This is a genomic window from Acidimicrobium ferrooxidans DSM 10331, from assembly GCF_000023265.1.
Classification (GTDB): Bacteria; Actinomycetota; Acidimicrobiia; order Acidimicrobiales; family Acidimicrobiaceae; genus Acidimicrobium; species Acidimicrobium ferrooxidans.
In genome coordinates this window covers 860430-874723 of record NC_013124.1, presented here as the reverse complement: position 1 = coordinate 874723, position 14294 = coordinate 860430, and the positions used below count along the sequence as shown (strand labels likewise).

At 68.8% G+C, this 14294-nt stretch carries 14 protein-coding genes; all 14 read right to left on the bottom strand.

All coding sequences use genetic code 11. From position 1 onward, the window contains the following. Window positions 1-301 precede the first annotated feature (301 nt). The 14 genes from secG to AFER_RS04330 all read right to left on the bottom strand — a co-directional run bounded on the left by secG (window position 302) and on the right by AFER_RS04330 (window position 14286). Window positions 302-529 carry a preprotein translocase subunit SecG gene (secG, locus tag AFER_RS04395; protein WP_015798287.1) on the bottom strand — a complete coding sequence of 76 codons (228 nt, stop codon included), beginning with the start codon at window positions 527-529 and terminating at the stop codon, window positions 302-304. Between the two features lie 29 nt (window positions 530-558). Continuing rightward, window positions 559-1386 (bottom strand): triose-phosphate isomerase, encoded by an 828-nt coding sequence (gene tpiA, locus AFER_RS04390; protein ID WP_015798286.1) that lies wholly within the window; start codon window positions 1384-1386, stop codon window positions 559-561. Beyond that, the gene (locus AFER_RS04385; RefSeq protein WP_015798285.1) at window positions 1383-2519 is read right to left on the bottom strand and encodes a phosphoglycerate kinase; all 1137 of its coding nucleotides are present in this window, start codon (window positions 2517-2519) and stop codon (window positions 1383-1385) included. Before AFER_RS04385 ends, tpiA begins: the two co-directional genes overlap by 4 nt. Continuing rightward, the gene (gene gap, locus AFER_RS04380; protein ID WP_015798284.1) at window positions 2519-3544 is read right to left on the bottom strand and encodes a type I glyceraldehyde-3-phosphate dehydrogenase; all 1026 of its coding nucleotides are present in this window, start codon (window positions 3542-3544) and stop codon (window positions 2519-2521) included. Before gap ends, AFER_RS04385 begins: the two co-directional genes overlap by 1 nt. Window positions 3545-3637: 93 nt before the next feature. Further along, on the bottom strand, window positions 3638-4534 hold the full coding sequence (locus tag AFER_RS04375; RefSeq protein WP_015798283.1) for a gluconeogenesis factor YvcK family protein: 897 nt from the start codon (window positions 4532-4534) through the stop codon (window positions 3638-3640). Then, entirely contained in the window at window positions 4531-5388 is an 858-nt protein-coding gene (gene rapZ / locus AFER_RS04370) for an RNase adapter RapZ (RefSeq protein ID WP_015798282.1), read from the bottom strand. Before rapZ ends, AFER_RS04375 begins: the two co-directional genes overlap by 4 nt. After that, window positions 5385-6140: a class I SAM-dependent methyltransferase gene (locus AFER_RS04365; RefSeq protein WP_015798281.1), complete on the bottom strand. Its 756-nt coding sequence runs from the start codon at window positions 6138-6140 to the stop codon at window positions 5385-5387. The genes rapZ and AFER_RS04365 overlap by 4 nt, the downstream gene beginning before the upstream one ends. Beyond that, entirely contained in the window at window positions 6137-7999 is a 1863-nt protein-coding gene (uvrC, locus tag AFER_RS04360; RefSeq protein ID WP_015798280.1) for an excinuclease ABC subunit UvrC, read from the bottom strand. Before uvrC ends, AFER_RS04365 begins: the two co-directional genes overlap by 4 nt. Continuing rightward, the gene (gene uvrA / locus AFER_RS04355; protein ID WP_015798279.1) at window positions 7996-10833 is read right to left on the bottom strand and encodes an excinuclease ABC subunit UvrA; all 2838 of its coding nucleotides are present in this window, start codon (window positions 10831-10833) and stop codon (window positions 7996-7998) included. Before uvrA ends, uvrC begins: the two co-directional genes overlap by 4 nt. After that, window positions 10826-11980, bottom strand: a complete 1155-nt coding sequence (locus tag AFER_RS10905; RefSeq protein WP_015798278.1) for a chorismate-binding protein — start codon at window positions 11978-11980, stop codon at window positions 10826-10828. The genes uvrA and AFER_RS10905 overlap by 8 nt, the downstream gene beginning before the upstream one ends. Continuing rightward, entirely contained in the window at window positions 11977-12684 is a 708-nt protein-coding gene (locus tag AFER_RS04345; RefSeq protein WP_015798277.1) for a ubiquinone/menaquinone biosynthesis methyltransferase, read from the bottom strand. Before AFER_RS04345 ends, AFER_RS10905 begins: the two co-directional genes overlap by 4 nt. Window positions 12685-12739: 55 nt before the next feature. Continuing rightward, complete coding sequence (locus AFER_RS04340; protein WP_015798276.1) at window positions 12740-12940, bottom strand: FmdB family zinc ribbon protein; 201 nt, start codon at window positions 12938-12940, stop codon at window positions 12740-12742. After that, entirely contained in the window at window positions 12937-13791 is an 855-nt protein-coding gene (locus tag AFER_RS04335) for a PPK2 family polyphosphate kinase (protein WP_015798275.1), read from the bottom strand. Before AFER_RS04335 ends, AFER_RS04340 begins: the two co-directional genes overlap by 4 nt. Window positions 13792-13824: 33 nt before the next feature. Then, window positions 13825-14286, bottom strand: coding sequence for a MaoC family dehydratase (locus AFER_RS04330; protein WP_015798274.1), 462 nt, complete (start codon window positions 14284-14286; stop codon window positions 13825-13827). Window positions 14287-14294: the final 8 nt, after the last annotated feature.

Here is a 14294-nt window from a genome sequence, read left to right as displayed (position 1 = left end):
AGCATGCGCGACGTCGGATCTCGCCTCACCCACGACGGTCGGCCGTGGCATCGCCCGAAGGCGTCGGTACCCGTGCGACAGCACCCGCCAGAGCCACCACCCCGCCGCGCACCTCGGACGAGAACGCCCCAGAGATGCCCGCCGGCGGAGAGGACACCTTCGCGCCGTGCTCCCGTGCTGCTCGACCCGCACCCGCTGGCCGCCGGAGCAGACGCACGCCGCAGTACCCGCAACCCTAGGGACCCGAGAACCCGCCACAGCCGCACGACAGCGCCAGCGCACGCCGTGGAGCCCGAGCGCGCTACAGGCGGAGCCCGAGCGCGATGCTCGACAGGGCGAACGCCAGTGCCAGCACGATGGTGATGTGGTCGAGATTGCGCTCAGCCACCGACGAACTCGCGGCCGAGCTCAAGCTCGAGCCGCCCATGAGGTCCGACAATCCACCACCCTTGCCCGAGTGCAGCAGGACGAAGACCACCATCCCGATCGCGCTGACGACCTGCACGACGACGAGCACGACGGTCAACATGAGTCCTCCTCCCTGCGAACAATGGCAGTCTAGGACGTCGACGCGATGCGGGGTCGGCCGCCGAGCAGCTGCGCGAAACGCTCCGGATCGAGCGAGGCACCCCCGACGAGGAGACCATCGATGTCGGCCTGCGCGAGGAACGCGACCGCATTGCCCACGTCGACGGAGCCACCGTAGAGGATGCGGACGCGAGCAGCCACCGCCTCGCTCGCCCGGCGCGCGAGGCGGTCCCGGAGGAAGCGAGCGACGTGCTCGGCGTCTTCGGGCGTCGCGGGCGTTCCCGAACCGATCGCCCAGACGGGTTCGTAGGCGATCACGAGCTCTCCGAGCGCCTCGACCGGATACGTCGTGAGCACCGTGTCGAGTTGGCGCTCGAGCACGGCCTCCGTGGTACCCCCAGCGCGCTCTTCGGCGACCTCACCCACGCACACGATCGGTACCAACCCACCGGACGCGACCGCCGCCGCCTTCTTGGCGACCACGTCGTCGGTCTCGCCGAACAAGCGCCGGCGCTCAGAGTGCCCCACGATCACGTACTTGACGTCCAGCTTGGCGAGCATGGGGACGCTCACCTCCCCCGTGTAGGCCCCCGAGGGTTCCCAGAAGACGTCTTGGGCACCGAGCCGATAGGGCATGCCATCGGTCTCGATCGTCAGCTGCGCCGACCGCAGCGCCGTGAATGCAGGGCAGATCGCGATCTCCGCGCGCCGGTAGTCCTCGACATCCAACAGGTGCCACAGCCGCTCCAAGAACGCGATGGCTTCGAGGTGCGTGTGGTGCAGCTTCCAGTTGGCGACGACGAGACGCACCCGTCCGGATCCCGCCTGGGGCTCGGGCTCGGGAGCCCGCCGACTCATGGACGCCGCTCCGCCGCTTGCCGCAGTGCGGCGAGGCCCGGTAGATCACCGTGTTCGAGGAACTCGAGCGACGCCCCACCGCCCGTGGACAAGTGGCTCACCTGGTCGGCGAGGCCAGCCTCGCGCAGCGCTCGCGCCGAGTCGCCGCCACCCACGACGCTGTAGGCCGACGAACCAGCGACCGCTCGCGCGATACCCGTAGTGCCGACGGCGAAGCGCGGATCCTCGAAGAGGCCCATCGGGCCGTTCCAGAGGATCGAGCGCGCCCCGAGGATCACCTCGCCGAAGCGCTCGACCGTCCGAGGACCGACGTCGAGGCCGCGCGTGCCACGCGGCACGTCACGGCCCACCACTCTGCCGGCAGGGCCGTGGACCTCGGCCCCGACCGGCTCGGTGCTCTCGAGGACGACGAGGTCTTCGGGCAGGTGGATGGTCGCGCGGTCCATCAGGGCACGACACGCCTCCACATGGTCCTCCTCGACCAGCGAGTCCCCGACCTCGTGCCCGAGAGCGAGGAGGAACGTGAAGGCCATCGCACCCCCCACGAGCACCGCGTCGACACGCTCGGCAAGCGCGGTGAGCAGTCCGAGCTTGTCGGAGACCTTCGCGCCACCGACGATCGCGACGTAGGGCCGAGGCGGGTCCTCGAGGAGCACGCTGAGGTGCTCTACTTCGTCCAGCAACGTCAGCCCTGCCGCCGATGGCAGCAGCGCTGGGACCCCGACCACCGAAGCGTGGGCTCGGTGGGCAGAGCCAAAGGCATCGAGCACGAACGCATCGTGGCCGTGGGCGAGCTCCTGGGCAAAGCTCGGATCGTTCGCGGTCTCTCGGGGGTCGAACCGAAGGTTCTCGAGTACCTCGACCCCAGGCGCGAGCTGCTCGAGAACCTTGGCGACCGGCGCCATCGAGTAGCGAGCATCGATACCCTTCGGCCGCCCGAGGTGCGAGCACAGCGTGACGTCGGCCCCGCGAGTGCGCAGGAACTCCACCGTCGGCAACGCCGCGCGGATCCGGAAGTCGTCGGCCACCACCCACTCACCGCGTTCCACGGCGAGCGGGACGTTGAGATCAGCACGAACGAGGACCCGACGTCCCCTGAGGTCACCGAGGTCCTCGATGCGGGGCAGCTCCATCAACGCGCTCCGAGCCCACCGGCGACGATCTCGACGAGGTCGAGGAGCCGGTGCGAGTAGCCGGTCTCGTTGTCGTACCAGCCGAACGCCTTGACGAGCGTCGTCCCGTTGCCGAGCGGCATCGTCATGGTCAGCGGAGCATCGAAGGTGCACGAGGCCGGGGACCCGACGATGTCGCTCGAGACGAGCGGCTCCTCCGAGTAGACGAGCTTGCCGACGAGCGGTCCCGCCGCAGCTGCTCGGGCAAAGGCCTCGTTCACGTCGTCGCGGCCGACCTCGGCCCGCACCACCACGTTGACGTCGGTGATCGACCCATCGACGACCGGCACACGGATCGCGCCCCCGTCGAGACGCCCCTGCATCTCGGGGATGACGAGCGACGTCGCGCGAGCCGCGCCCGTGCTGGTGGGGACGATGTTGATCGCCGCCGCCCGTGCGCGCCGCAGGTCCTTGTGCGGCAGATCGAGCAGGTTCTGGTCGTTCGTGTAGGCGTGCACGGTCGTCATGAGACCGCGCTCGATACCGAACGCGTCGTTGATGACCTTGACCATGGGGACGAAACAGTTCGTGGTGCACGACGCGTTCGAGATGATGTGGTGCCGTTCGGGGTCGTAGAGCGTGTCGTTCACGCCGACCACGAACGTACCGTCCACGTTCGTCGCGGGCGCCGAGATCACCACGGAGCGAGCGCCCGCCTCGAGGTGCGCCCGAGCCTTGTCGCCGTCGGTGAAGATGCCCGTCGACTCGACGACGATGTCGACCTCGAGCTCCTTCCACGGCAGGTCAGCAGGGTTACGCTCGGCGAGCACACGAATTCGCCGCTCTCCGACGACGAGATCGTTGCCCTCGATCGCCACGTGCGCCGGGAACGGCCCATGCGTCGAGTCGCGCCGCAGCAGCTGCGCGTTGACGGCCGGTGAGGTCAGGTCGTTGATGGCCACCACCTCGAGATCCGAACCGGTTCGCTCGATCGCGCGCAGGAACATCCGCCCGATACGACCAAAGCCATTGATCGCGACCCGCATGCGCCTCTCCTTTCCCTCGAGCAGCCGAGTGGCCCACTCGCCGCCCCAAGGTTAGTCAAGCACGGTGGTGACACCACGTGGCGTCGCAGCGCGCTACCCCTTGCGATCCCCCGATCGATGGACGCCGAGCGCGTCGAGCACTTCCCCGAGCGCTTCGGCGAGCCGCGTGGGGTCGTGCGCGCCCTCCTGGCCGCGAAGACGCCACGAGCGTACGAGCACGTCGCGATGGCGTGCAGCCCTCGGCGTGAAGCCGTGGTCCGCGACCACGGCATCCACGCGCACCCCGTGTGCGAGGACCCGCTCGAGGTGACCGTCGGCATCGAGCTCCATCGTCTCGGCCTCCTGGCGCGCGAGATTGGCGACGAACACGACGCGGGCCCGGGCGATCGAGAGCGCCTCGCGGATCCCCGGCGACACCGCGGCCGCGAGGACGGACGTGAAGAGCGACCCCGGACCGAGCACCACGACATCGGCACGCACGATGGCATCCACCGTGAGCGGACACACCGCGTCCGCGGGATCCACCGAGACCTCCCGAACGCCCCGGGCAAGGTGGATGGCCAGCTGACCAGTGATGGTCCCGCCATCGGCCGTCGTCGCTCGCAGCACGAGCGGCGCCTCTGCGGCGGGCAGCAGTCGCTCCGTCACGCCAGCGAGGTCCCCGAGCACGCGGAGTGCCTCCACGAGCGAGCCCGTCTGCTCCCAGAGCGCAACCAGGGCCGCATTGCCGATGGGATGGGGCTGGAGCGACGCGTGGCGAACACGGTGCTCCAGGAGGCGCGCGAACGGCTCGTCCGGACCGATCAAGCTCGAGAGCGCGTGGCGCGCATCGCCGATCCCGGGGAGCGCCGGTTCGCGAGCGCGCAGCAGGCCCGTCGAACCGCCGTCGTCCGCTACCCCGACCACCACGCTCATCGAGGCGCCGAGCGCCCGCATGGCCTGAATGGTCGCACCGATGCCATGGCCACCGCCGATGACGACCGCGTTCACGAGCCCCGCTCCATGTCACGATGACGGACCTCGACCGAGAGCCCCCCAGCGCTCAGCATGGTCGCAACCTCGTCGGCGACCACGACTGAGCGATGACGACCGCCTGTGCATCCGATCCCGAGGTGGAGGTAGGCCCGCCCCTCGGCCACGTAGCGCGGCACGACGAAGGCGAGGAGCCCATCGAGCCGCTCGAGGAAACCACGCGTATCGGCGCTCTCGAGGACGAACTCCCTCACCGCCTGGTCGCGTCCGCTCAGCGCTCGCAGCTCGCGGCGCCAGTAGGGATTGGGCAGGAACCGCACGTCGAAGAGGAGGTCGAGGTCACGGGGCGTCCCGTACTTGAAACCGAACGAGGACACGAGGACCCGCAGCGACGGCCGCTCTCCGGGGCCCTCGAAGAAGGCCAGCACCCGTGCCCGCAGCTCGTGCGTGGAGAGCTCGGAGGTGTCGACGATGGTGTCGGCGAGTTCGCGAGCGGGCTCCAGGAGGCGCCGCTCCTGCTCCACGGCGGCGGCGATCCCGCCGGAGCCGCCAAGCGGGTGAGGGCGCTTGGTCGCCTCGAAGCGAGCGACCAAGACGTCGTCCTCGGCGTCGAGGAACAGCACGCGCACCGCGACGTCGGCAGCGCGCAGCTCGTCGAGCAGTTCCGTGAGCCGCACGAACTCGGCCCCGTACGGGCGCCCGACGACGAGCGCGAGGCGCTCCTCACCGCCCTGGGTCGCGAGCTCCACCACCTTCGACACCAACGAGAGCGGCACATTGTCGATCACGTACCAGCCGGCATCCTCGAGCGCTTCGGCCACCGTGGAGCGGCCCGCTCCGGACATGCCGGTGACGAAGGCGACCGCGTTCACGCACGCTCCCACACGGTGATGAGCAGGCGCGGCAACGCAGCGAGCAAGCCGCCGCCGCTCTGGCCGCGCAGCCATCGCTCCGGCGGCGCCGGTTCACGGAAGTCGCGCAGCACGAGACCCGCATCGAGCGCGGCCCGCACGTAGGCCTCGAGGGGACGATGGACGAACGGGATGTACACCCCGTCGGCAACCTCCTCGACCGATGCGTCGCTCGCGAGGTAGTGACCAAAGCGCCAGTAGGTCTCGCCCGCGTCGACGTCCTCGACGAGTCCAGAGTCGGGCACCTGGATGATCGGATGGTTGAGCGCCAACACGAGCCGACCTCCCGGTCGCAGTATCCGAGCGACCTCGCGCATCGCCGCCGCATGGTCGAGGACGTGCTCGAGCACGAGCACGATGGTGACGACGTCCACGCTGGACGACGCGAGCGGAACGGCCTCGGCGCTCCCACGGACGACCTGCGATCCGCGCGAACGTGCCGCGGCCGCCTGGGCTCCACTTGGCTCGACGACCACGACCTCGGCCGCGGTCGCGCGCGCGATCGCCCTCGCGACCTGCCCCTCACCGCCACCGATATCGGCGACGCGACGAGGGTGACCGACCCGAGCCAGCACCTCGGGGATCACCTGATCGACGTACTCGACGTCAGCGCCCTCGGTGAAGTGGTCGTGCCACCAGCGAGCGTGCGTCTCCCACAGGTCGCGCACCATCGCCTCGGCGTCCGGCATGGCCCGGAACTCCTCGAGGTTCATCTGACCTCCTCATCGGGGTCGCTCTCAGGCTCTCGACGATAGAGCGGCCCGAGACGCTCGCGGACAGCACTCGCCACCCGAGCCGGCACACCCGCACGGACGAGCTCCGCCTCACTTGCCTCGGCGATCTCGTAGATCGATCCGAACTCGGCGAGCAGGCGCGCCCGTCTCGCCGGTCCGAGTCCCGGGATGGACTCGAGCGTGGAGCGCTCGGCATCGAGCTGGCGGCGCCGGCGGTGATAGGTGATCGCGAAGCGATGGGCCTCGTCCCGGAGCTGTTGGAGCAGGTAGAGCGCGAGCGTCCCGCGAGGTACGCGCACCGGCTCGCTCCGATCGGGGACATAGAGCTCTTCGAACGACTTGGCGAGCGCGACCACGGGCACCGTGCCGGCCATGCCGCGCTCCTCGAGCAGCCGCAGCACGCCGTTGAGCTGCGGTGCCCCGCCATCGAGCACGATGAGGTCGGGGCGCCCACCGAAGCGCCGGTCATCGAGACGATCGAGACGTCGCGAGAGCACCTCGCGCATGGCCCCGACGTCGTCGTTGTGCGGCACGCTGACCCGGAAGTGCCGATAGGCCCCGTGGCGCATGAGGCCGTCCTCCATCACCACCATCGACCCCACGTAGGAGCGCCCTTGCAGGTGGCTCATGTCGAAGCACTCGATGCGGACCGGAGGCGCCCCAAGGCCCGCCAGCTCGCCGAGCTCGGTCAAGCCCCTCGAACGCGTCGCGAGGTCAGTGGCGCGTTCTCTGCGGGCACGCTGGTGCGCGAGGGCGGCGTTGCGCTCGGCGATCTCGACGAGCACGGCGAGCTCACGACGGTACGGCGTCACGACGCGCACCGGGCGTCCAAGGAGCGAGGTCAGGGCGTCCGTCGCCTCCCTCGCCTCGGCGACCTCGACCCGCGCAACGATCCTCGGGGGAACGTCGATGGCCTGGTCGTCGTAGTAGCTCCGAACCAGGTCGAGGAGTTCGTCGAAGAGCATCGCACCCGAGTCTCGCTCGGCCCGCGCGCCACCCACGCCCACGATGCGCCCGTGGCGTACGCGCACGACCTCGAGGTAGAGATCGAGTTCGTCGCGATGCACCCCGATCGCGTCGAGGTCTCGCTCGTGCCCGAGCGCCACCGACTGGCGCTCGAGCACCGCTTCGATCGCCGAGAGCCGATCGCGGAGCCTCGCGGCCTCTTCGAACTCCAGGCGGGAGGCGGCGGCGTGCATCTCGGTCTCGAGGGCGTCGACGAGCGAGCCGGCTCGGCCCTCGAGAAACCCCGTCACCTCGTCCACCAGGCCTCGGTACGTTGCCTCGTCCACGGCGCCGATGCAGGGCCCGACGCAGCGTCCGATGTCGAAGTAGAGACAGGGACGCCCGGCCCGTTCGTGCTGGGCAAGCTTGGCCGGCGAGCACGTGCGCAGCGGCAACGCCCGACGCAACAGCTCGAGGACCTCGCGAGCGGCCCCGGCGTCGGCGTAGGGTCCGAAGTAGCGGGCGCCACGTCGACGCTTGCCTCGATAGATCATCGCGCGCGGCCAGCGCTCCCCGACCGTCACGGCGATCATCGGGTAGGACTTGTCGTCTCGCAGGCGGATGTTGTAGCGCGGATGGTGTTCCTTGATGAGCGAGTACTCGAGGAGCAGGGCGTCCTGCTCGCTCGGGACCACGATCCAGGTGAGCCGGCTCGCGACCGCGAGCATCGCCCGCGTCTTCGGCGAGAGCTGACGGGGGTCTTGGAAGTAGCTTCCGACCCGCGCGCGCAGGTTGCGCGCCTTGCCGACGTAGATGACCCGATCCTCGCCATCGCGGAACTGGTAGCTGCCTGGCGCCTCGGGAATCGCTGCGAGATCCGGACGGTCCATCATCGCCCAAGCAACGGAGCGAGGAAGGCCCCCGTGTGCGAGCTGGGCACCTGGGCCACGTCCTCCGGCGTACCCTGCGCCACGACGGTGCCGCCGCCACTGCCACCTTCGGGTCCGAGATCGATGATCCAGTCGGCCGTCTTGATCACGTCGAGGTTGTGCTCGATCACGATCACCGTGTTGCCCTGATCCACCAGCGAGTGCAGCACCCCGAGCAAGCTGCGCACGTCCTCGAAGTGCAGTCCCGTCGTCGGCTCGTCGAGGATGTAGACCGTTCGCCCGGTCGCTCGCCGCGCGAGTTCGGTTGCGAGCTTGACGCGCTGGGCCTCGCCGCCCGAAAGGGTCGTGGCCGCCTGACCGAGACGGACGTAACCAAGTCCCACCTCGGCCAGCGTCGTGAGGTGGCGCGCGATCGCCGGCTGCTTCGCGAAGAACGCCAACGCCTCCTCGACCGAGAGCGCGAGCACGTCGGCGATGGTGAGCCCACGGTAGCGGATCTCCAGGGTGTCACGGTTGTAGCGCGAGCCGCCACAGACATCGCAGGTCACGTACACGTCGGCGAGGAAGTTCATCTCGATGCGAACCGTTCCCTCGCCTTGGCACGCCTCGCAGCGCCCCCCCTTGACGTTGAACGAGAAGCGACCTGGTCGATAGCCACGAGCCCGCGCTTCGGGTGTCTCGGCGAAGAGACGGCGAACGTGGTCGAACAGACCGGTGTAGGTCGCAGGATTCGAGCGCGGGGTGCGGCCGATCGGTGCCTGATCGATGTCGATCACCTTGTCGACGAGTTCGATGCCCTCGATGGCCTTGTGGCGACCGGGGACGTCGTGCGAGCGGTGCAGCTGCGCCCTGAGTGCCCGGAACAAGATCTCGTTCACCAACGTCGACTTGCCCGACCCCGATACCCCGGTCACACAGGTCAAAAGGCCGATCGGGAACGCAGCGTCGATGTCGGCCAGGTTGTGCTCGCGAGCGCCCAGCACCCGCAACCATCCCCGCTCGGGCATGCGCCGAGCCACCGGCACGTCGATCGCACGGCGCCCCGAGAGGTAGGCACCGGTGAGGGAGGACTCGACCGTCTCGAGTTCGGCGACCGTGCCGGCGTGCACGATCGTGCCGCCGTGCTCGCCCGCGCCCGGTCCGACATCGACCACCCAGTCCGCGGCGCGAATCGTCTCCTCGTCGTGCTCGACGACGATCACCGTGTTGCCGAGATCCCGTAGGTGCACCAGCGTGTCGATCAAGCGTCGATTGTCCCGCTGGTGGAGCCCGATCGACGGCTCGTCGAGCACGTAGAGCACCCCGGCGAGGCCCGAGCCGATCTGCGAGGCAAGCCGGATGCGCTGGGCCTCCCCGCCCGACAGCGTTCTCGCCGCCCGACCGAGCGTCAGGTAGTCGAGCCCCACGTCGCAGAGGAACTGCAGCCGTGCGCGAATCTCGCGCAGCACAGGGGTGGCGATGGTCGCCTCGCGCTCCCCGAAGCGCATCGCATCCACCACCTCGACCGCACGGCGGATCGAGGCGTTGACGAGCGTGTCGAGGCTCACCCCATCGACGGTCACGCTCCGGGCCTCTGGCCGCAACCGGGTGCCGCCGCAGGCATCGCACGGCACCTCACGCATGAAGCTCTCGGCGAGCTGACGAGCCACCTCCGACTCGGCCTCGCTCCGCCGTCGCTCGAGGAAGGCGGCGACGCCCTGGAACGTCACCTGGGCCCTGCGCTCACGACCGGCACGATCGACCCAGCGCTCCTCGATCGGCTCGGAAGCGCCCTCGAGGATGAGGCGTCGGGCCGCCTCGGGAAGCTTGCCGACCGGAGTCGAGAGCGAGAAACCCGCGGCGCGCAGGGCGCGCTCCATCTGCCGACGAACGAGATCGGCCCGCAGCGTCCCGAGCGCGACGACGCCGCCCTGGAGGACCGAGCGATTCGGGTCGGGCATGACGAGATCCTCGTCGACGACGAAGCGGACCCCGAGCCCCCCACAAGCCGGACAGGCACCGAAGGGGCTGTTGAACGAGAAGCTCCGAGGTTCGAGCTCGCCCAGCGAGATGCCGCAGACGGCACAGGCGAGCGTCTCGGAGAAGCGCTCGCCCGCTCCGAGCTCGCCGTCGTCGCCGACCGGCACGACCTCGACGACGCCGCCAGCGGCCTTGAGCGCCGTCTCCACCGACTCGGTCAGACGCTGGCGGTCGGCGGACTTGGGCACGATCCGGTCGACGACCACCGCGATGGTGTGCGCCTCGTAGCGCGCCAGGTTGATGGAGCCTCGGTCGTCGAGCGACCACAGCACCCCGTCCACGAGCACGCGCGACCATCCCTCGCGCGCCAGTCGGTCGAGCAGCTCGTCGTAGGTTCCCTTGCGGCCGCGAACGAGCGGCGCCACGACCAGCAAACGCCTGTTCTCATAACGTGCGAGGACCCAGTCCACGATGTCCTGGGGCGTCTGCCGGCTCACCTCACGTCCGCACGATGGGCAGTGGGGATGACCGACGCGCGCGTAGAGCAAACGCAGGTAGTCGTAGATCTCCGTGACGGTCGCGACGGTCGAGCGGGGATTGTGCGAAGCCGACTTCTGGTCGATCGCGATGGCAGGTGAGAGCCCATCGATGACATCGACGTCGGGCTTCTCCATGAGACCGAGGAACTGCCGGGCATACGACGACAGCGACTCGACGTAGCGACGCTGTCCCTCGGCGAAGATCGTGTCGAACGCGAGCGAACTCTTGCCCGAGCCCGACAGACCCGTGATGACCACGAGACGATCGCGTGGCACGTCCACCGAGACGTTCTGGAGGTTGTGCTCTCGCGCGCCGCGAACGCGGATCCACTCAGGCATACAAGGTGGCGGCGCCCAACACGCCAGCGACGGCATTGATTTTCGCGACGGTCTCGGCGAGTTCGCCATCGACCGAGGAGCTCTCGACGACTCCTCCGCCGGCTGCGACGCGGACGCACCCGCCGTCGTCGATCGTCGCACCTCGGATCGAGAGGTAGAACTCGCCGTCACCAGACGGATCGCTCACGCCGACGGCGCCTCCGTACTGCCCTCGCCACGGCTCCCACGTGGCGAGGAGGTCAGCAGCGACCGGACGCGGGACACCACCGACCGCTGCGGTCGGGACGATCGCCGCGAGCAGGTCGGCGTAACCGAGACCTGGCAGGAGCGTGGCCGCGATGGGTGTCGCGAGATGCACAAACGGGCCGGCATCGAAGAGCAACGGCGCGCTGGGGCGCTTCAGCTCCTTGGCCACCTGAGCGAGATCCTCGATGAGCTGCTGGACCATCAGCTCGTGCTCGAGCCGGTCCTTGCGGGACGCGAGCAGGCGTGCCTGCGCCCCCCGACGCGCCGTCCCCGCGAGTGGCTCGAGACGCGCCCACGACCCCGACGTCTTCGCGAGCAGCTCCGGGGTCGCACCGACCCAGTGGGGGCTCGCATAGAGGTGCGCGTGCGGGTGCTCACGCTTCAGGCGTGATGCCGCCGCAGCGATCGAGAAACGCTCCGAGGGTTGCCAGCACGCCCAACTCGCAACCACGATCTTGCGCAGCGCGCCCTGGCGCACCATTTCGATGGCCGCCTCGATGCGCGCTCGCGCACCCGCGAGGTCGTGGTCGATCAACGCTCCGACGAGCGGCGCTCGGTCGTAGGCAAGCTCCTCGATGTCCCAGACCGCAGGCTCGCTCGAGAACGCGCCGTCCTCGGCCTCGTAGCCGACCACGGCGATGCGCGACCAATCCGCCGCGACGACCACGGGATACCAGCGACCAGGGCCGAGGGTCGACTCGCCGAACCGGAGCGCATGGAACCGTGGACCCGGAGCTCCGGACTCGGCCACCCTCGGCTCCCCGAGTCCGAGCACGATACCACCGTCGAGTTCCACGAGTTCGAAGGGCCGACCGAGCTGCTCGGCCCGATGGATGATGCCGTAGAGGGACCGCATCCCTCCCAGCGAGCGCACCTCGCGGAGGCCGACGAGCTGCCTCATCCGTGCCTCTTGTGCGTCACGAGCAACTGGGAAGCACCCATGCCGACCAGCATCCGCTTCGGCGGCAGGAAGTCCCGTTCGACGAGCATGCGAGCGAACGCGAACGGCTCGGGCAAGAACGCCACCGACGCGGGCAGATACCGATACGCCTCACGGTCGCGACCGACAACCCAGCCGATGATCGGCGCCACGCGCTGGAAGTACCACGCATGAACGGCACGAGCCGGCCTCCAGTGTGGAGTGGCAACCTCGATGATCCCGAGCGCTCCACCCGGTCGTAGCACCCGTGCCACCTCCGAGAACACCGCTTCTGGCGACGCAAAGTTTCGAACAGCGAACCCTGTCACCACAGCATCGAAGCTCTCATCGCGAAACGGGAGCGACTCACCCGCGGCTTGGACCCGATCGAAGTGGGGAGGGACTTCACGCAACATTCTACCGGAGAGGTCGAGGCCGATCGGCGCGGCACCCTCCTCGGCGAGCAGGCGCAAGAAATCGCCCGTACCGCAGGCGAGATCCAGGACGCGGGCACCGGGGGCCAGGGCGAGCTCACGCAGCAGACGCCGACGCCACCTGAGATCGAGTCCGAGCGTCATCGCACGATTGGCTGCGTCGTAGCGAGGTGCGACTCGATCGAACATCGCGCCGACCGCGCGCAACTTTGCGTCGGGCGACTCGAACTTGGGCGGGATCAGTTGGCTCATCAGACCCGCCAACCTACGCACCCGGCGTGGCATTCCTGCGCATCGGCCACAACGGTCAGGAGCGCACCGGCGCACCGCAGTGACGACACACCGCGTACGCACGCGACGTCACACCGCCACAGGCCTCGCAGCGATAGATCGGCAGGTTCCCACGCCGGGCCTGGCGCAGGACCGAGGTCACCATGCCACCGATAGCGATCACGAACATGGTCTCGAGCGAGTCACGGAACCAGTTGCGAACGACGAACCCGATCACGGCTCAGCTCCCGGCGTCGCCAGTTCGGAACGCAAGACGTGCTCGATGTGGTGGAGATGCTCGATCGCCACGGCCGGAGGCGCCGGATCCATCACCTCGAGGACGTGGGCAACGATGGCGGCCGCGACCGCGTTGCGATACCAGCGACGATCAGCCGGGATCCGACGCCACGGTGCGAAGTCGAAGCTGGTCCGAGCCAGCACGGTGTCGTAGGCCGCCCGAAACCGACCGAAGCGCTCTCGCGTGGCAAGGTCACCCTCAGAGAACTTCCAGTGCTTCTCCGGGCGCTCCAACCGAGCCAACAGTCGCTCGCCCTGGACCTCGTAGGAGACGTCCAAGAAGAACTTGACGATCGCTGTAGCCGAGTCAAGGAGATGGCGTTCAAAGGCCTCGATCGCGGCCACACGCTCGTCGAGTCCCGCGTCGTCGAGCTGCCCGTTCGCCAACGGCACGATGAGGTCTTCGTAGTGCGACCGATTGAAGACGACGATCTCGCCGGCCGCTGGGGCGACCTCGTGCACTCGCCAGAGGAAATCGTGACGAAGCTCGAGTGCGGTCGGAGCCTTGAACGAGGCGACCCGCACGCCTTGTGGATCGGCCCCGCGAAACACCGCTCGCGTCGTGCCGTCCTTGCCCGCCGTGTCAAGCCCTTGGAGCACCACAAGGAGGGATCGTCGCCCCTCGGCCCACAAGGCCTCCTGCCGCGCCGTGATGTGACGGGTCGCCCAGGCACGCAGGCGCTTGGCCTCGGTGCGATCCAGATCGACACCGTCGATACGGTCAGATCGTCCCTGGCGAGGCGGCACGAGGGTCGCATCCGCGAGAGCAGCTGAGAGCACGCGCCGCTTCACGGACACGAGCCTAGCTGCTGGCTCGGTGTCCCGTCAGACCTGGTAGTAGCGAAACAAGATCTCGGCGACCAAGGCAGGCTTGGTCGATCCCTCGACCTCGATCGTGACGTCGACCTGCGATTGCGCACCGCCGGCAATTTCGCTCAAGCTCGCGAGCACCGCCCCAAGCCGAACCCGCGATCCGACCGGCACCGGCGCTGGAAACCGGATGCGATTCGCGCCGTAGTTGACCACCATACCGACGCCTCGTACGTCGAGCACCTCCGGCAACAAGGCCGAGACCAGCGACAGCGTCAAGTAGCCATGGGCAATCGTGGTCCCAAACGGTCCCGACGCTGCTCGGACTGGGTCGACATGGATCCATTGGTGGTCACCTGTGGCCTCGGCAAACTGATCGATGCGCTCTTGAGTGATCGTCAACCAGGCCGAGTAGCCGAGATGGGTACCGACGAGCCCGTGGAGCGCTTCGAGCGAGTCGACAGACGTTGACGCCATGAGCCGAT